The organism is Glycomyces rhizosphaerae (assembly GCF_042647865.1).
Taxonomy (GTDB): Bacteria; Actinomycetota; Actinomycetes; order Mycobacteriales; family Micromonosporaceae; genus Glycomyces; species Glycomyces rhizosphaerae.
Window position 1 is genome coordinate 27,289 of the sequence record NZ_JBHRWO010000011.1, and the last position, 17,829, is coordinate 45,117.

At 69.6% G+C, this 17,829-nt stretch carries 13 protein-coding genes; 5 read left to right on the forward strand and 8 right to left on the reverse strand.

All coding sequences use genetic code 11. The annotated features are described in order from the left end of the window. Positions 1-35 precede the first annotated feature (35 nt). The gene (locus ACFO8M_RS14325; RefSeq protein WP_387976472.1) at positions 36-791 is read right to left on the reverse strand and encodes a DUF998 domain-containing protein; all 756 of its coding nucleotides are present in this window, start codon (positions 789-791) and stop codon (positions 36-38) included. A 142-nt stretch (positions 792-933) separates the two neighbouring features. Between ACFO8M_RS14325 and ACFO8M_RS14330 the strand changes: the two genes are divergently transcribed. The 4 genes from ACFO8M_RS14330 (at position 934) to ACFO8M_RS14345 (ending at position 5,504) form a co-directional block, all read left to right on the forward strand. Beyond that, positions 934-2,295 carry a sensor histidine kinase gene (locus ACFO8M_RS14330; RefSeq protein ID WP_387976475.1) on the forward strand — a complete coding sequence of 454 codons (1,362 nt, stop codon included), beginning with the start codon at positions 934-936 and terminating at the stop codon, positions 2,293-2,295. Beyond that, complete coding sequence (locus ACFO8M_RS14335) at positions 2,292-2,966, forward strand: response regulator (RefSeq protein ID WP_387976478.1); 675 nt, start codon at positions 2,292-2,294, stop codon at positions 2,964-2,966. Before ACFO8M_RS14330 ends, ACFO8M_RS14335 begins: the two co-directional genes overlap by 4 nt. Positions 2,967-3,223: 257 nt before the next feature. After that, positions 3,224-4,048, forward strand: a complete 825-nt coding sequence (locus ACFO8M_RS14340) for an NmrA family NAD(P)-binding protein (RefSeq protein WP_387976481.1) — start codon at positions 3,224-3,226, stop codon at positions 4,046-4,048. 298 nt (positions 4,049-4,346) lie between these two features. Next, positions 4,347-5,504 carry a S1 family peptidase gene (locus ACFO8M_RS14345; RefSeq protein WP_387976484.1) on the forward strand — a complete coding sequence of 386 codons (1,158 nt, stop codon included), beginning with the start codon at positions 4,347-4,349 and terminating at the stop codon, positions 5,502-5,504. Between the two features lie 254 nt (positions 5,505-5,758). Here ACFO8M_RS14345 and ACFO8M_RS14350 read toward each other — a convergent pair whose 3' ends face one another. From ACFO8M_RS14350 to ACFO8M_RS14380, 7 genes are all read right to left on the reverse strand, one after another. Continuing rightward, the gene (locus tag ACFO8M_RS14350; RefSeq protein ID WP_387976487.1) at positions 5,759-6,676 is read right to left on the reverse strand and encodes a DMT family transporter; all 918 of its coding nucleotides are present in this window, start codon (positions 6,674-6,676) and stop codon (positions 5,759-5,761) included. Between the two features lie 204 nt (positions 6,677-6,880). Continuing rightward, positions 6,881-7,723, reverse strand: a complete 843-nt coding sequence (locus tag ACFO8M_RS14355; protein ID WP_387976490.1) for a nickel/cobalt transporter — start codon at positions 7,721-7,723, stop codon at positions 6,881-6,883. Continuing rightward, entirely contained in the window at positions 7,720-8,394 is a 675-nt protein-coding gene (locus ACFO8M_RS14360) for a hypothetical protein (protein WP_387976493.1), read from the reverse strand. The genes ACFO8M_RS14355 and ACFO8M_RS14360 overlap by 4 nt, the downstream gene beginning before the upstream one ends. Further along, entirely contained in the window at positions 8,385-11,867 is a 3,483-nt protein-coding gene (locus ACFO8M_RS14365; protein ID WP_387976496.1) for a lamin tail domain-containing protein, read from the reverse strand. The genes ACFO8M_RS14360 and ACFO8M_RS14365 overlap by 10 nt, the downstream gene beginning before the upstream one ends. 180 nt (positions 11,868-12,047) lie before the next feature. Continuing rightward, positions 12,048-13,160 carry a DNA glycosylase AlkZ-like family protein gene (locus ACFO8M_RS14370; RefSeq protein ID WP_387976499.1) on the reverse strand — a complete coding sequence of 371 codons (1,113 nt, stop codon included), beginning with the start codon at positions 13,158-13,160 and terminating at the stop codon, positions 12,048-12,050. A 231-nt stretch (positions 13,161-13,391) separates the two neighbouring features. Then, positions 13,392-14,936 (reverse strand): gamma-glutamyltransferase family protein, encoded by a 1,545-nt coding sequence (locus ACFO8M_RS14375; protein ID WP_387976502.1) that lies wholly within the window; start codon positions 14,934-14,936, stop codon positions 13,392-13,394. Positions 14,937-15,073: 137 nt separating this feature from the next. Then, a complete protein-coding gene (locus tag ACFO8M_RS14380; RefSeq protein WP_387976505.1) occupies positions 15,074-16,282 on the reverse strand; it encodes a tetratricopeptide repeat protein in 1,209 nt (402 codons plus the stop codon). Positions 16,283-16,508: 226 nt separating this feature from the next. Between ACFO8M_RS14380 and ACFO8M_RS14385 the strand changes: the two genes are divergently transcribed. Further along, complete coding sequence (locus ACFO8M_RS14385) at positions 16,509-17,645, forward strand: hypothetical protein (protein ID WP_387976508.1); 1,137 nt, start codon at positions 16,509-16,511, stop codon at positions 17,643-17,645. Positions 17,646-17,829: the final 184 nt, after the last annotated feature.

Below are 17,829 nucleotides of genomic sequence, written 5' to 3' on the forward strand. Positions count from 1 at the left end.
CCGGCCGAACCGAGCCCGCAGCCGCCCGAAGCCGCTCATGACCGCGACCCGGCCAGCGCGGGCACCACGTCGGCGACCGCCGCGACCGAAACCGCGCCAGTCGCGACCGGGACGGCAGCGCCGTCCACTTCCGGAACCGTTGCGGGCGTTGCGGTCCGATCGATGACCGCGACCCTCGTCGAGTTCGCCACCAGCATCCACACCAGCGCCGACAGCACCACCAGCAGCACCCGCTGCCCGATCCCGCGCCATTCGCCGCCGTTCAGAAAGCCCGGCAGGAACGTGTTCACCGTCGTCGTCAGGAACGTCAACGCCGCCAACGCCGTCACCCACCAGGTCCCCCGCCGCACCCAGTCCGGCACCTCGGCGTCCCTCATGCGCACCGCGCACAACGCGGCCACCACGGTGAGGATCACGAACGCCGCCCCGGCCGTGTAGCGGTGGATCTGCGCCCACCACGTCAGCCCCGACTCGGGCGTCCCGGTCCGGAAGATCGCGGCGCACAGCAGCATCACCGCAGTGGAGCCGAGCAGGAAGCGGATGAAGCCCTCGCGGGCCAGCCCGACCCCGCGACCGGCGAGGATCGCGCAGGCCAGCGCCAATGCCAGGACCGAGGCGGGGAACAGCACGATCCCCGGCCAGGTCAGCACGTAACTCGAGACCGGCGTCGCCACCGGGTCCACCGAATCGGACTGCGTCAAGTGCATCACCGCGAAGCCCGCCTGACTGGCGGCGACCGCGGCCATGGCGGTCACTTCGGCTGCGCGCGAACGGAAGAAGGAGCGGTTCATGCGGCGAACGGTAGGTTCCGGGAAGCGCACTTCCCTCAAGCCGAGGCGTGGAATCGGGCCTCATACCCTGGGGTGAGACACGCGGCCCGGACCCGTACCGCAGAGTGAGGCCGCACAGGCCGGACCGGCATAGGTTGGTGCCGTGAAGTCCAAGACCAAGCCGACCAAGCCCGAGCGACGAGCCAGGCGCGCCAAGCCCGAGCTGACCGAGCCGGGCCCGGTCCGCACGCTCATCAGCTACCTGATCCCCGCCGCCCCGGTGGGCAACGGCACTTGGCGCTGGCGCTTCACCACGACCCTCGCGATCTTCGGGCCGGGTTCGGTGCCGTTCGGCCTGTTGCTGTTCGCGATCGAGAACCAAGTGCTGCAGGCGGACTACGGCATCGCCTGGAGCGCACTGCCTGCCGCGGCGACCGGCGCCGCGGTGGTCCTCGCCCGCTTCCGGCCGCTCGAGGCCTGGGCGCTGGTCCTGGCCTCGTTCCTGGCGACCGTGTTCGGCGCGAGCATCAGTCAGTGGGAGCCCTGGCCGTTGACGAGCGCGAACCTGTTCGCGTTCCTGGTGGCGCTCTTCGCAATCGGACGCGACCGCCGGGCGTGGTACGGCGTCCTCGCGTGGCTGTCGTACCTGCTGGCGGCGCTTTTCGCGGTCTGGTCGGTCAACGCGCACCGATTGGATCCGGTGGCCGAATCCCCGTACGCGGTGGTCCCGAACCCGGCCTCCGACAACATCCTGCTCGGCGCGATGCTGGGCGCGCTGGCGTTCCTGATCGGCTTCACGGTGCGGATCTGGCGGCAGGGCCGGGAGCGGGTCGCGGAGGAGGAGCGGGTCGCCGAGACGGAACGGCATCAGCGCCGGCTCCTCGAAGAGCGGACGCGGATCGCGCGGGAGCTGCATGACATCGTGGCTCACCACATGTCGGTGATCACCGTGCAGTCCTCGACGGCCGAGTACCGTCTCGCCGACCTCACCGAGGAGGCGAAGGCGGAGTTCCGGTCGATCAGCGGCCAGGCTCGCGAGTCGCTCGCGGAGATGCGGCGACTGCTCGGGGTGCTGCGCAGCGAGGACGAGGCGGGCGCGCGCGAACCGCAGCCGGGCCCGGAGGCGTTGCAGGGGCTCGCGGAGGCGGTGGAGCGGGCGGGGACTCCGGTGTCGCTGGAGGTCGGCGCGCTGCCTGAGGATCTGCCGGAGACGGTGGCGCTCACTGTGTTCCGGGTGGTGCAGGAGGCGTTGAGCAACGTGGTCCGGCACGCGCCGGGCGCGCAGGCCGTTGCCGAGGTCAGGACCGCGAACGGGCGGATCACCGTTACGGTGGTGAACGGGCCGCCTCCGGAGGGCGGTGTGGCGCCCGATCCTCACGGGTCGGGGCTGGGCCTGGTCGGGATGCGCGAGCGCGTCACTTTGGACGGCGGGACCGTGGAGACCGGGCCGACCGCTGACGGCGGCTTCCGCGTGCACGCGGTACTGCCGCTCGAGGACCGTTCGACCATTGAGGAGTCTCAGTGACGATCAAGGTGCTCATCGCCGACGACCAGGCCATGGTCCGAGCGGGTTTCGCGGCGCTGTTGAACGCACAGGCGGACATCGAGGTCGTCGGCGACGCCGAGGACGGGGTCGGGGCGGTGACGGAGACGTCGCGGCTGCGCCCGGACGTGGTGCTCATGGACGTGCGGATGCCGACCATGGACGGCCTGGAGGCGGCGAAGCGGATCCTGTCGGTACCGGAGGAGCGGCGCCCGAGGGTGCTCATGCTGACGACGTTCGACCTCGACGACTACGTGTACGAGGCGCTTCGCATGGGCGCCAGCGGGTTCCTGCTGAAGGACGCGCCACCGGGCGACTTGATCGCGGCGGTGCGGGTGGTCGCCGCCGGGGATGCGCTGCTGGCGCCTTCGGTGACACGGCGGCTCATCGAGCAGAGCTTCAAGGCGAAGCCGGCGCTGCAGCGTTCGACGAAGCTCGACGCGCTGACGCCGCGCGAGGAGGAGGTCCTGCGGCTGATCGCGCGCGGCCTGTCGAACCCTGAGATCGCCGCGGCCCTGTTCGTCTCGGAGCAGACGGTGAAGACCCACGTGGGCAAGGTGTTCGCGAAGCTCGGCCTGCGCGACCGCGCCCAAGCGGTCATCTGCGCCTACGAGACCGGCCTGATCACCGCAGGAGACCCGCGGGAACGCTAGGGCGGTAACGCCTCCCACCCCCGCCTCGCCTCGCCTCGCCCCGCCTCGCCTCGCCTCGCCTCGCCTCGCCTCGCCGAAATGTCGCACCCGCGCGCCATTCTCGAACCGGGGACCTTCCGTCCCGACACACCCGACCCCGGGGACCTGGGTAAACATCCTCGTAAAGAAATCGTCGCGCCCTACTGGAACAGATCATTCCGCTCTGCTATTATTGGAACATGTCATTCCGTTCCAAAGTTTCAAGCGAGGAGAACCCCATGCGCATCCTGATCACCGGCGCCACCGGAACCGTCGGCCGCAACGTCATCGAGCAGCTCATCGCCCTCGACGCCGACGTCCAGCTCCGCGCCCTCACCCGCAACCCCGAAGCGGCCCTTCCCGAAGGCGTCGAGATCGCCGTCGGCGACCTCACCTCCCCCGAGACCCTGACCGAGGCCTTCAAAGACGTCGACGCCGTCCACTTCATCAACTTCGCGGGCGACCAGTACGGCCCGCTGCCCGACCCCGCCGGGCTCGTCGCCCTCGCCGAGCAGGCCGGCGTCCGCCGCGCCACCGTCCTCGGCGGCATCGCGACCGGCCCGCTCGAACAGGCCCTCGCGGCCAGCGCGATCGAGACGACCTACCTCCACCCGGTCGAGTTCATGTCGAACACGCTCATGTGGTGGGCCGCCCCGATCAAGGCCGAGGGCAGGATCCGCGAGCCCTTCGGCGACCGCGTCAGCGCGATGGTCCACCCCGCCGACATCGGCGCGGTGGCCGCGAAGGTCCTGCACGACGGCGGGTACGACGACCGGTCGCTGATCATCACCGGCCCTGAGGCGGTCGCGATCCAGGAGAAGGTGGCGATCCTCGGCCGGGCGATCGGCCGCGAGCTGGAGTTCGTCGAGCTCACTGTCGAAGAGGCCAAAGAGAAGTGGAGCAGCGAGGGCATGGGCGAGGACATGATCGCGTTCCTCATCGACGCTCTGGGCAACACGCCTGACGAGGGGAAGACCGTGATCGGCACCGTCGAGGAGGTCACCGGCCGCCCGGCGCGGAGCTTCGCCGAGTGGGCCGCCGAGAACGCCGAGGCGTTCTGCTAGACCCGCGAGACCCGAAGGGGCGCTGCCGCAATCGCGGCAGTGCCCCTTTTCGACTGTAATTCTGTGAAATCACAGGACTCGTGACAATCCTGAAACAACACACCACTTAGGTTGATATTCACTGAATTACTTTGAATTACTTCTATCTTTAACTTTTTCCCGTTTGGCTCTAATCTCCTTGTATGGCATGGCTCACCATCATCTCGGTCTCGTCCGCAACCAGCGGGCGCCGCCGGCCTGCCATGGCGGTCACCTCCCCGTCGACCGCCGATGCCCTCACCCGAAAGGCATACATCACATGAAACGCCAACGCGCGCTTGCAGTCACCGCTGCCGGTGCCATCGCCACCGCTCTCTCCCTCGCCGCCGGGGCCGCACCCGCCTCGGCCGAGATCCTCGACGTCAAGGCCGAGGAGGCCCGCGCCGAACTGACCGGCGAGGTCGCCCCGGCGCTCATCGACGAGCTCCAGGACACCTTCGGGATCACCGAGGCCGAGGCCTACGACCGCCTCGCGGTCGAGGACGTCGCCGCGGACCTCCTCGGCGAGATTCCCGACTCCCTCGACAGTTCCTATGCGGGCCTGTGGGTCTCGGAGGACGCCGACGAGATCTTCGTCGCCACCACCGACGCCGCCGACACCAACGAGCTGCGCGCCGAAGGCGCGACCCCGGTCCTGGTCGAGCACGACCTGGCCGCGCTCGAGGACGCCGCCGCTGCCGTCAACCCGATCTCGATGGAGGGCTACTACGGCAACTACGTCGACGTCGTCGCCAACACGCTCGTGATCGAGACCGCCGACGCGGCCGTCGCCGCCGACCTCATCGAGGCCGCCGGCATCGACCCGTCGCTCGTCACCGTCGACGCCGGAGCCGAAGCGCCCCAGACGTACTTCGTGCGCGGCGGCGACGCTTACAACATCGAGAACTCCTGGCGCTGCTCGGTGGGCTTCTCGGTCCGCCAGGGCTCGACCCCCGGCTTCGTCACCGCCGGCCACTGCGGTGCGGCGGGCGACTCGGTCACCGGCGGCGAAGCCGCCCCGGGCACCTTCCGCAACTCGGTCTTCCCCGGTGCCGACCGCGCCTGGGTCGCCGTCGGCACCGGCGAGCAACTGCTCGATGACGTCAACATGTACTCCGGCACCCGCGACGTCGCCAACGCGACGCAGGCCGCCGTCGGCTCCTCCATCTGCCGCTCCGGTTCGACCACCGGCTGGCACTGCGGGACCGTGCAGGCCTTCAACCAGACCGTGAACTACGCCGAAGGCGCCGTCCGCGGCATGACCCGCACCAACGTGTGCGCCGAGCCCGGCGACTCGGGCGGCTCGTTCATCTCGGGCAACAGCGCGCAGGGCATGACCTCCGGTGGTTCGGGCAACTGCTCCTCCGGCGGCACGACCTACTTCCAGCCGATCGGACCGGCCCTGAGCGCCTGGGGCCTGACGCTCGTCACGAGCTAACGGCAACGCCATAACCGAATACCGTTGAGGGCCTTCCGCAAGGGAGGCCCTCTTCGCTGCCCCCAACCGTTCACAGCGAACGCATGCAGCCGCCCGCAGCCGACCACTGCGCCGAGCACGGCCCTCTCCGACCAGACCTGCGTCCTCACCACCGAGGTGACCGAAGGCCCCTACTACCTCGAATCCAACCGGCGCACCGACATCACCGAAGGCAAACCCGGCGTCCCGCTCATCACCGTCGGCGTCCAGGCCGGCTAGTCTCCCTCGCCAACGGCCCCGGTCGCCTCCCGGCGATCGGGGCGGTGCCCGCCCCGGAGCGCGCCCACATACACGCCTATCAGGATGAGCGGCGTCCCCACCAGCAGCGACACTGTCAACGGCTCGTCGTCCAGCCACGCCGACACCACGATCGCGACCAACGGAATCACCACGAAGACGTACGCCGCGCGCGAAGCGCCCCAATGCTGGATCACCGTCAGATACAGCACGAACGTGAGCACCGAGCCCGCCACCACCACATACGCCAGCGCCCACCACGTGTCCGCGATCTCCGGCAGCGCCCACCGGTCCCCGATCGCGAACGACCCTGCGAACAGCAGCACCGCCGCGGCCGCCATGCCCACCGCGTTCATCGTCACCGGGTGGACCTTCGGCAGTCGCTTCACGAGCACCGCCGACTCGGCGAACGACAGCACCGCACCCAAGGCCGCCAACAGGACCGGCACTGGCACGTCCGCGCGCAGCGGCGCCTGGGACACGACGGCCACCCCCACCACGGCGACGAGCGTGCCGACCAGCGCCGCCCCGCGGAACTGCTCCTGGCCCTGGGCGACCGCGAGCAGCAGCGCCGCCAGCGGCACGAGCGCCAGCAGGGTCTGGCCGAGCCCGGCGTGGATGTAGACGAGGGCGTAGTACGCGAGTGAGAACGACACGCCGAAGTTGAGGACCCCGAACAGCAGCGTCCCGGCCAGCGCCTTCCCGCGCGGGAAGCGCAGCCGCAGGACGGCCATGATGGCCAGGAGCAGGAGCGCGGCGGCACCGAACCGCAGGGACGCGCCCCACAGCGGGTCGAGTTCGCGGTTGCTGAACCTGATGCCGACGGCGTTGCCACCGGCCAGCAGGGTCGCGCCTGCGAAGGCGGCCAGTGCGGCCCGGTCGCGGGTGGGCTGCATACCTCCACGATAGGCCCGAGCGGCGAGTAGCGGCCCGAAACCGCAGGTCACGCGATCATCCACGCCTATGCCGATGCAGGGCGGCGGGCAGCGCCGTTTCGGGAGGTCGCAGGAAGCATTCCGCGACTCATCGGCGCCTGTAGGCAGGGCCGGTTCAGGCGGTTGGGGGCACCATCCGCTGCTCGTACGGCGCCGCGATCCGGCTCAGGGGACGAGCGCCGCCAGCGCGCTCGCGGAGAGCGCGAGACCGCCGCCGACGATGGCGGCCGCGCCGAACAGTGGTGCCACGGCGCCGAACCGGGCAAGCGGCCGGTGCGCCTTCGCCTTGCGGCCCAGCCAGTCCCGGCCCGCGATGACCATGAGGCCGACCGCGAGCACCGTCGCGGCGAGCCCGATCCCGAAGCACGCCACCATGACCACTGCAAGCACCGTCCGGCCCGTGAGCAGGCCCGAGACCAGTATCAGGAACGCCGCGGGCGAAGGCACCAGCGCCCCGGCGGAGGCGATCCCGAGCAGCCCGGCCCAAGACCAAGGCTCGACCCCGTCGGGTGGGCCGTGGTGATGGGCGGCCCCGTGAACGTGGTCGTGCTGGTGCCCATCGAGATGTGCATGGCCATGGCCACCAACGCCAACGCGGTCATGGTCTCGACGGTGGAAGACCTTTCCGCGCAGTCTGAACGAACGCCACTGGCGGCGCAGCACCACCGCACCGACCCCGAGCACCAGCAGCGCGGCGGCCAGGCGGCCCCACACCGCGACCGGCTCGATCGACCCGGTCCGCTCCCCCGCGAACGCCCACCAGACCAGTCCGATCGCCAAGACCGACACCGTATGCAGCCCGGCGACGATGACCGCCAACGCGACCGCGTGCATCCACCGGCCGCGCTCCGCGACGAGATAGGCGGCCACCAGCGTCTTCCCATGGCCCGGTCGCAGCGCGTGCGCCGCGCCGACGAGCAGGGCGACGCCGATCGCGATGGGCCACAGCGCATGGTCGACCGCGGCACCGTCAAACGCATCAAGGAGTCGCGAGTCGAAGCCGGTCACCGACGGGCCGCCGTGCGAAGCCGCCGCAAGCCCACCGCGGCGGTCGTGACGACCAGGACCAGGACGCCGCCGAGCGCGGCGAGCACCGGCCAGCGCGCGCCGCCTGGGGCGTTCCCGTCGAAATGCCAAGTGGCGCTTGGCGCTTCCTGGGAGTACAGCTGCTGCTCTGGATCAGAACCCTCCGCGAAAGCAACGGTGCGGTAGGCCGGGTCGGCGTCGGTGAGCATGGTGACCGCGACGTCGACCGTCTCGACGTCGCGCTCGCAGGTGAAGACGAGTTCGGCGCCGTCCTCGATGAGGCCGCTCAGGTCGACCTCGGCCGGGCACGCGCGCCCGTCCTGGGCGACGGTGATGTTCGCGGCCAGGTAGTCGGCGACTTCGCTTGCGGCGGTGAGCTTGTCGGCGTCGGTGTCCCCCACCGGCTCGGGCTCGCCGTCCGCGCCGAGGTCGAAGACGTACTCACGGCGGTCGGCGAGCACCCCGGTGGCCGACCCGAGCACGAGCAGGTCGTCCGGCGCCGCCGACCAACGCGCCGTGACCTCGTTCCCGGCGGCGGTGAGCCGCACGGTCTGCGGGTCGCCGAGCGGATGCGCGGCGACCGGGCCCGGTACCGCGGCGGCGAGGGCCGACGCGGCGAGGCCGAGCGCGAGCAGTCGGGTGGTCAGTCGCATTCGCGCCCACCGCGACCGGTCACTTCGAGCCGTACTGCGGCGGAGCGGGCGGTGCGCCCGTTCACGTCTACTGCGTCGGCGCTCCACACGTAGGACGTGCAGAACGCGAGGTCGTCCCAGGTGGCATCGACGGTAGCGCCGTCGGCGGCGGCCGCCGAACCGATCGCCTCCGAGATCGTATGCGGGGCCATGAGATCGGTGGCGATCCGCTTGTCGTAGCTCGTGTTGAGGTCCACTTCGACCACGAACTCGTCGGTCGCGTCGTCGTAGTCGTAAGGGAGGTCGTCGGGTTTGTACTCCCAGGCGTTGTGCTCCTCGCGGATCGGCGAGTACGTGTTGACGGCCATGAGCCCGGCGTCGAGGTCGAACTGCAGCAGGCGCAGGAACCCGGCGTTGAAGCGCCCGTTCGGGTCCTCGAAGTTCTGGTAGTTCGCCATCATCTCGACCACCACCCGGCCCTCGACGCCGTTCACGTTGCGCCGGATGTTGAGGGCGACGCCGTGGTGGTGCCCGGCGAGGACCATGAACACGTTGTCGTTGGGCAGGATGATCTCGTTCCAGTACCGGTCCGCGAGGGAGGTCCACCGGTAGTTGTCCGGTGTGGACAGCGAGCCGTCGGGGTTGAGGTACTCGTGGGTCGCGAAGACGACGTTGTGGTCGGGGTGGGCCTCGATGACGTCGTTGGCCCATTCGATCGAGCCCTCCCCGGCGAAGTAGCCGAGGTACACGAAGAGGAACTTCGCGCCGTCGGCCTCGATCACGTCGTAGTGGTTCTGCGCGTCGTTCTCCCTCCAGGCCTCGCCATACCAGTCCTCGTCCTCGTAGCGCTCGGCAGGGAAGTACTGGTTGTACAGGTCGGCCTCGCGGCCCCACTTCGTGTCGTGGTTGCCGGGGATCACTCCATACGGGACTCCGGCCTCGTCGAGCACGCCCATCGCGTCGGAGGCGAACGCGTACTCGTCGTTGGCGCGCTCGGACGAGTTGGTGCCGTTGAGCCAGTTCTGGATCAGGTCGCCGGTGTGGGCGGCGTACTCGATGCCGCGGGCGTCGGCGTTCGTCGCGAGCCAGCGCGGCATCTCGGCGTAGGCGTCGCGGTAGCCCTCGGAGAGGAACTGGGTGTCGGTGACGTACCCGAACGAGAAGTCGTACTCGGCGGGGTCCTTGAACGCGAGGTTCGGTTCGCTCGCGTCGTCGCTGAACGCTGTTGCGGTCTCGGGGCCGTCCATGACGAGGATGTCGAGGTTGCGGCCGCCGCGCACATACGTGTCGACGTCGATCGCGCCGGTGAGCGTGATCTGCCCGCCGGTGAGGCCGCCGTCGGCGGCGAGGAGGTCCCAGCGCACCAGCCGGTGGTTCCAGGCGTACATCTGGAGTTCGCTGGTGCCGGTGGAGGTGCCCGACCAGGTGAGCTCGAAGTCCTGCCACTGCTTGCCGTCGGTCTTGAACTCGAAGCGCTGGAACGGGAAGCCCGCCAGCGCCTCGGTCACGACCGGCGCCACCGCGCCGTCCGCGAGGCCGTCGTCGACGACCTGCTCGCCGTCGATCTCGAGCGTCGCGGGCGGCGTCTCTTCGGTGGTCCCGGTGAAGACCTTCGAGGCGTCGGCGTTGAGCTGGATTGCCTCGCCGCCGGTGAACGCGATCTCGCTCGCTTCGCCCGTGGTGTGTTCGGCGGTCGCGGACAGCTCGGCCGCGGGCCCGCCGATGACCTCGTCGTTCACGCTAGGGCTCAAGGGCCTCGGGGCGGGATCGACACTGACGGGTGCGAGTTCGGCCTCGGTGTAGTCGGCCGGGTGCCGCAGGTCGTCGGGAAGCGTGCCGGGACTGCGTTCGGCCGGCACGAAGTCGTCGGCGTTGTAGGCGGTGTGGTCCAGTCGCTGAAAGGAGTCGCCGTATTCGGATTCGATGACGTTGAACAGCGCCAGGCCCTGCGCGCAGGGGCTGTACAGGGCGCTGAAGACGCCGACCGAGTCGGCGAGGCGGCCTTCTGCGTCGAGGACCATGAGGCCGTAGCCGTTCACGGTGTGCCCGGACGAATAGGCGGCGTCGAAGCCGCCTCCGGGAAACAGGCTCGATCCGATATGGACCGAAAGATAGGTCTCGCCTGGTGCGAGTATGACGTCGCCGATCGCGGGGATCAGCGGGGCCGGGGCGCGGCGGCCGTCCTCGGTGCAGCGGTGGACCCGCCAGCCGGACAGGTCGACCGGTTCGTCCCCGAAGTTCGCGAGCTCGAAGAACTCGTCGTCGACACCCGCGGGGCCGGCGTTGACCAGTTCGCTGACACGCACGCCCGTGTCGACCGGTTCGAGATCGCCCACGGGCACCGGGTCGTCCGCGACGCCGATGGTGCGCTCGGCCTTCACGAAGTCGGTGGCGTTGTCGCCGGTGACCGCAGCGCGCTGCCAGGTCTGATTCCAGCCGAAATCGAGCCGGTTGGGCAGCGCTTCGCCTCGGGTGCAAGGACTGTCGACGGCCGACTGGTGGTACCCGTCGGTCTCGTAGACGCCGACCGCGTCGCGCACGAACCCGGCGGGGTCGACGAGCATCGCGCCGAAGCCGTCGTTGGCGAGGTTCACCGAGAAGCGGACGGTCGTCACGCCCGGCGGCACGGCCACCGAGGTGTGGGCGGCGACCACGACCTCGCCGGGTTCCAGGACCGTCCCGAACGGGAAGACCGCCTGGAGACCGCCGTTGTCGGTGCGTCCGGCCCCGAAGCAGCGGTAGAACTTCCAGCCGCTGATGTCGACCGTGTCCTCGCCGTAGTTCGCGAACTCCACGATCTCGTCCGAGCTGCCCCTGGGGCCGCCGTTGCCGAGCTCGGAGACGAGCACGTCGCTCGCGGCCGAACTCGAGTCGGGCACGGTCGCGTTCGGCTCGTCAGGGGTGCGCACGGCCCGGATCCAGTCCTCCGCCAGGACCCCGGAGTCGCCGGTGCGCTGCCACGACTGGTTCCGGATCCCGTTGAGGTCGTTGGGCAGCGGCGTATCCCCGATCGCGCATTCACTGTCGCCGGGGGCCGCGTAGGCGGCGACCGCGTCGACCAGGATGCGGTCCGCGTCCTCGAGCCAGATCCCGAAGCCGTCGTTCGCGAGACCCGTGGCGAAGAACGCGTCGGCGTCCGGGAGGGTCCCACCCGTGTTCGCCAGCAGGTACGTCTCCCCAGGTTCGAGCGTCACCCCGTTGAACGGCGGCACCTGCGGGTCATAGGCGCGCGAACCCGTGGCGGCGCACCGGAACACCTGCCAGCCGGTGAGGTCCACCGGCTCGTTCCCGTAGTTGGTGAGTTCGATCAACTCGTCCGCACTCCCGGTGGGCCCCGCGTTCGCGATCTCGCTGATGAGCACGCGTGGGCCGGTCTGCGCCTGCGCGGACGGCGTCGCCTTGTAGGCGAGCACCGAGAGCACCAGCGCGGCGATGAGACCGAACGCGAGGGCTGGGAGGCGCCAGTTGCGGCGGATGCGGGGTTGCCAGGTCATATGACGCAGCGTGGCGGAGGAGTGTGAATCACGCGTGAATCGTAAGCGGCGTCCACACAGCACAACTGTCAATTCATAGACAATGCCTGGTCTGTCCGGCGTGTCCCGAGTCCATGAAGGACAACTCCAGATAAACAGGATCTGCTGAGCCCCACCGAAACACGCAACAGGTTCCGTCGCCTAAACGTCGACCTTCCAGCGCACCTCGGCGCCGACCCAGGACGCGGCCCGGTCGACGGCGGCATGGAGATGCTCCCGGTCGGCGCGTGCCTCGTCCCACTGCACGGCCTCCACGACCAGGTCGCCGTTGCTGCGGCGCAACGCGACCCGCCCCGGCAGATCGTCGCCGACGAAGATCGGCAGGCAGTAGTAGCCGAAGGTCCGCTGCGGCTCGGGCACGTAGATCTCGATCTTCCAGCCGTGGCCCCACAGACGCTCCATGCGCTCGCGCAGCCACACCAGCTGGTCGAACATCGACACGGCCACGGCACGCTCGGCCCCGGTGACCCGGGTGCGCCGCACCTGCGGATCGATCCAGGCGCGGCCCTTCCAGCCCTCAACCGCGACCTGCTCGATCTCGAGTTCGCGGAGCACCCGCTCGGTGTCGGCGATCTTGAGGCGGAAGTAGTCCGCGATGTCCCTGCTGGTTCCCACGCCGAGGTTGCGCAGGGCGGTGGTCACCATGTGGCGCAGGCATTCGTCGTCGTCGGCGTCCCAGAGATGCTCGGCGGGAATGGCGCGCTCGGCGAGCTGGTAGACGCGTTTGAACCCGATCCGGTGCGTGCAGGCGACTTCTCCGAACCAGAGCAGCCGCTCGACGGCGTGCTTGTGGTCGGTGCGGAAGTTCCAGCTGTCGCCGATGTTGCCGGTGCTCTTGTCGCGGTGCATCGCGCCGGACGGGAAGTCGGACACGGTGATCGCGCCACGATCGGCGAGGAGCTTGAGCACCTCGGCTTCAGCGACGGCGAGCGAATCGTCCTGGTACCGATCACGCCAATTGCGCCGACGCCGGGCGAGGTAGGGCCAGGCGGAGACGGGCAGGAGCGACATGGCATGCGCCCAGTACTCGAATGCGACGGGGCTGCGACGCCGGTCCAGACTCCGCACCGCTTCGTCGACGTCCAGGTCGCGCGCGAGCAGGGTCAACTCGTGTGCGCGACGGACGGCGGAGATGGTGTCGAGCTGGATGCACCCGAGCCGTTCGAGGACGGTCTTATAGCGGGCGGCCTTGGGCCGCAACTGCGCGGCGATGGCGATTCGACGGGCATCGGCAAGCCGCAACGACTCAGGCACAGATCCGGTCCTCTCCAGGCGATACGGGGGTCACCCCCCAGACCGTACAACCGACCCCCGACAACCCGCCTGACGCCAACACCGCCGGCGCGACCCCGGAGCCACTGCACCCAGCACCGACCGATTGTCGTACCCCCGAGCCAACCTTGAAACGGGGGCCTTTCGTCCTGACACACCCGACCCCGGGGACCGCCGCCCCGGGACCGCCCGGCACACGAGCTCACACCGCCGCTAATTCGGCGCGACCGCCACGGTTCCCGTCTCCGCCCGCGGATCCGCCGCGCCCTCGACGTGCCCGCCCTCGTCGACCTCGATCAGGTGCGCGTGGCCGAAACCGCTCCCGGCCTCGGCATCTCGCACGGCGAACCCGCGCTCGCCCAACCCGTCGGCCCAAGCCTCCGGGCGCCCGGCCTCCAACTCGACGTCGATCTCATACTCGCCCGTCCAAGTCCCGAACCCGGTCTCTCCTGGGTGCAACCGCCACCGCGCCGCACCCACGGCCGCCTCCACCGACTCGCCGCCGTGCAGCACCCGCGCGATCAACTGCGCCACGATCTGCGGCTGAGAATCGCCGCCCATCGACCCGGCCACCAACCGCAACGAACCATCCGCCCGCGTCACCAACGCCGGCACCAACGTGTGCGGCGGCCGCTTCCCCGGCCCGAACTCGGCCGGGTGGCCCGGCTCGAGGTTGAACCCGGTCCCCCGGTTCTGCAGCCCGATCCCCGTGCGCGGCTCGAACAGCCACGTCCCGAACCCGGCCGCGTTCGACTGGATGTACGAGACGCCCATGCCGTTCCCGTCGAGCACCGCCATGTACGTCGTCCCGCCCGCGGCCTGGTGCACCGGCACCTCGGCCTTCCGCTCCGCCCTGATCCGAGCCGCCCGCTCCCCGGCCGCGGCCGGCAAGTCCGAGACGTCCGCGCCCTCGAACAGCCGCTCCGGCCGGTCGTACCCGGCCTGCCGCGAAGCCTCCACCAGGTAATGCGCCCACAGCGGGTCGCCCGCGTCCGTCGGCAGGTCGAGCCGGTCCAAGATCCCCAGCGCGAGCAGCAGCAGGTACCCCTGCGAGTTCGGCGCCGCAGACCAGATCCGGTGCCCGAACGCCTCAACGCTCAGCGGCTCTTCCCAGTCCGCTTGGGACGCAGCCAGATCAGACTCAACGAAAAGACCTTTGCCCAGCTCGATCAGTCCTTGCCCGAAGTCACCCAGGTAGAACCCGTCCCGGCCGCCCTCGGCGGCCGCCCGCAGCGCACCCGCGGTCCGCTCGCGCCGCACCACCGACCCCGGCTCCAAACCGACCAGATCCTCGGCGCCCTCGACCCCCGCAAGCGTCTTGCCCGCCTTGGCGAGCATCGCCGTCGCAGGCCAGCCCCCCGACGCGAGCGCGATCGCCGGAGCGAGCAGCTCGCTCATCGGCCGGGTCCCGTACCGCTCGTGCATCGCGAACCAGCCGTCCACGCAACCCGGAACGGTCGTCGAACGCAGGTCGTCGCGGAACGGCATCGCCGCATGCCCCTCGGCACGCAAGCCATCAGGGTCGGCGCCGGAACCGGCTCGACCGGAGGCGTTCAGATAGGCCGGAACGGGCTCGCCCGGCACGTGGACCAGCGCGAACAGGTCGCCGCCGAGCCCGCACAGGTGCGGGGCCACCACGGTCAGGGCCGCGCCCGCCGCGATCGCGGCGTCGACGGCGTTGCCGCCGTTCGCGAGCACGTCGCGACCGATGCCGCTGACGAGCGGATCGACCGAACAGACCACACCCTGATCGACCACGGGGCTCTCCTTCTGCACGACCAGCGGGCCGCGAAACGGACCGCCATGGGGATCGAAGCACGCCGAACCGCAGGTCCGACGTGCTTGCCAAGAACGACTCGAAGCCTACCTTGCCGGTCGGCTAGTAGAATCCACCGCTATTGCTCCGAGCCGGCACCGAACACCCGCCGCCCGGAGATCTGCGCGGCCCGCCAGTACCACTCCGCGTACCCGCCGATGATGAGCGCGAGAATCCCCAAGTGCTGCAACGCGTTCAACTCCCCGAACAGCACGAGGACGATCCCGCCGAACACCAGCAGCGTCCGCACCAAGGCCCCGGCGAAATGCCCGCGCCTGCCCTTGCCCACCAGGTCACGGCGGCACTGCGGCGGCAGCACGAAGAGCGAGCGAATCCACCCCGCCGCGTACACCGCCACCAGCACACCCGAAAGCACCGCGGCGACGGCGAGCGGCGTCGGGAAGATCCAGTCGATGACGTTGAGCAGCAACACCGCCCGCAACGCCCACTCGTACCAACGCCACGACCACCGCCGCAACGTCACCTCGTACAAGCTCTCCTCGTCAGCGTCCACCGCAACCGCATCGCCGACCGCTCCCGGCTCAACCGCTGCTTCCTCACCACCCGCGTCCAGGTCAGCCTTTTCCCGCTCGGCAGCCTGCGCTGTCTCCCAAGCGACCCGCACTCCCGCGCTCAACCGCCCTCGTGTCTGCAGAAGCTCGGCCAAGTCGTCCCGCACCGCCGCATCGTCCGGATCAAGCTCGAGTGCCCGCGCATAATGCGCATGGGCCCGCCGGTGCCGCAAGTGATGGTCGTAGATCCGCCCTGCCGTGTGCTGAACCCAAGCGTCATCGGACGCACGCTCCAACGCCTGCTCCACGAGCTCCCGAGTCTTCGTGAACTCCTGGTCTTCGTAGTGGTACCAGGCCAACTGCATGTAGTACCGGCCGTTGTCCGGCGTCAGCTCCACAGCCCGCCACAGCGACTCCTCGGCCTCGTCGGCCCGCCCCAGCTCGAACAGGATGTTCGCTCGCAGCCAATGAGCGTCCGCGTTCTCGGGCTCCTCCTCGACCGCCGGCACCGCCCATTCGAGCGCGGCCTCCTGACGCTCGGCCATGTGCAGGCACCAGGCGAGCAGCAACTGCGAAACCGAAGCGGCCCCGAACCGTTCGACACCCATCTCCAAGACGTCGGCGGCCTCCTCGTACCGGTCGTCCTCGATCAGATCGCGCGCGCGTCCTTCGACGGCACCGGAAATGAACCCCGGCCAGGTCTTGTTCACCGCTTGCAGGACCCGACCTCGCGCACGCGGGGACGGGATCTCTGACGGGCGGGCGGCATCGCTCATTCCCGACTCCAGATCGCTCGGAGGGCATTTCAGCGGGGGCAACGCAGGAGCATCTCGGGCGATCGCGGGCTTTCACGGGACTCGAACCGCGTGCCGATGCTCACGACAGGTGCTTTTGTCACCCGGGGCCCCTAGCATAGAGGTGGACCGCGTCCACCTGTACGGCCAAGTCTCTTGTACCGTGGAGTGACTGCGGTGGGGACGAGAGGAAAGATCGGAACTGGTCATGGAAGAGCCGACACAGCCTGCTGACTCAGCCGGGCCGATCTCGTCGACGGTGCACCGCTGGCGGCGCCTGGCGGTCCGGCACGACCTCGAGTGGAGCGAACTCCTGCTCATCGCGTTGAACCTGTATGGGTTGCGCGGCAACAACACCGAAGGCATGCGCCTGCGCTTGAACTCCGAAGACGAAGAGTTCATGCTGGTCCTGCCCGCTGACCGCGCGACTTCGCCGTTCAGCCTCCGCGCCCACGTCGACCCCTCCTCGCCTCAGCACGGTCTGAGCGAGCTCTGCGTCGACGGCACTCCGGTAGCCGAGATCATCGAAGCCGAACCCGGCGAAGAGGTCCGCGGCTACCTCCGCGCCGACGGCACCGCCGCGACCCTGCTCCTGCAGACCGGCACAGAATCAGCCGAACTGGTGAAGTGCTACCGCGACCTGTTGCAGGCCTTGGCCTCCGACCTGGCCGACGACGGCGAGCCCCACCTGTTCGACGAAGTGACCCTCTCCGCCGGCGGCGTCCACGACGAGGCCCTCGTGGTCGAGCACCTCGTGGCCGTCCGCGAAGCGATGACGGCCGAGGGACTCCCCGAGTCGACAACCCTCGGCGTCCTGACCCCGGCCCTCCACAGCCAGTCCGCGTTCACGGAACTGGCATCGAAGGTCGGGCCGGTCCTGATGTTCCTGACCACCGAGACGTTCGAGGACGACAGCCCGGCCGCCGAGGCCGAGCCGACCGTCCCCGAGGACGCCGCGGCCGCCGACCCACTGGTTCCGGCCACGAGCCGCCAGTCGGAACGCCTCTCGGAGATCCTCGCCGCGGCCCGCGAAGCAGGTCACCGCACCTCCTTCACGTACACCGTCGGCAGCGAACCGCTCGACGAGATGCGCGCCTGGCTTCTGCCCCTGGCAGAGCAGACCACCATGTGGCCTTCGCTGACGATCCTCCCGGCCGAAACACCGGTCGACGACTCGCAGCACGTGGCCGCCCCTGACGAACGCCTCGACTTCTTCCTCGAAGCCAGGCGCCTCCTCGAACAGATCTTCGCCCCGACGCAGCTGCGCCCGCAACCGTGGCGCTGCTATCGAGGCCTCTGGTACCGCCAGCACGCCGGCGAGCACCTCGACGGCCCGTACGTCTAAGAGCAAACAGAAAGGGCCGCAACCCGATGGGGTTGCGGCCCTTCTCTATATGCGTCAACGTTCTCCGGGCACACAAAAGCGCCCCACCGCAATGCGGTGGGGCGCTTCTATAAGTAAATGTTTGGCGGTGTCCTGCTCTCCCACACCCTCTCGAGTGCAGTACCATCGGCGCTGGAAGCCGTAA

Bases quoted from the DNA above. Each gene is read 5' to 3' on its own strand.
- ACFO8M_RS14360 (WP_387976493.1), bottom strand. From the start codon at position 8,394: ATGCGACTGACCACCCGACTGCTCGCGCTCGGCCTCGCCGCGTCGGCC.
- ACFO8M_RS14385 (WP_387976508.1), top strand. From the start codon at position 16,509: ATGGAAGAGCCGACACAGCCTGCTGACTCAGCCGGGCCGATCTCGTCG.
- ACFO8M_RS14345 (WP_387976484.1), top strand. From the start codon at position 4,347: ATGAAACGCCAACGCGCGCTTGCAGTCACCGCTGCCGGTGCCATCGCC.
- ACFO8M_RS14325 (WP_387976472.1), bottom strand. From the start codon at position 791: ATGAACCGCTCCTTCTTCCGTTCGCGCGCAGCCGAAGTGACCGCCATG.
- ACFO8M_RS14350 (WP_387976487.1), bottom strand. From the start codon at position 6,676: ATGCAGCCCACCCGCGACCGGGCCGCACTGGCCGCCTTCGCAGGCGCG.
- ACFO8M_RS14380 (WP_387976505.1), bottom strand. From the start codon at position 16,282: ATGAGCGATGCCGCCCGCCCGTCAGAGATCCCGTCCCCGCGTGCGCGA.
- ACFO8M_RS14365 (WP_387976496.1), bottom strand. From the start codon at position 11,867: ATGACCTGGCAACCCCGCATCCGCCGCAACTGGCGCCTCCCAGCCCTC.
- ACFO8M_RS14340 (WP_387976481.1), top strand. From the start codon at position 3,224: ATGCGCATCCTGATCACCGGCGCCACCGGAACCGTCGGCCGCAACGTC.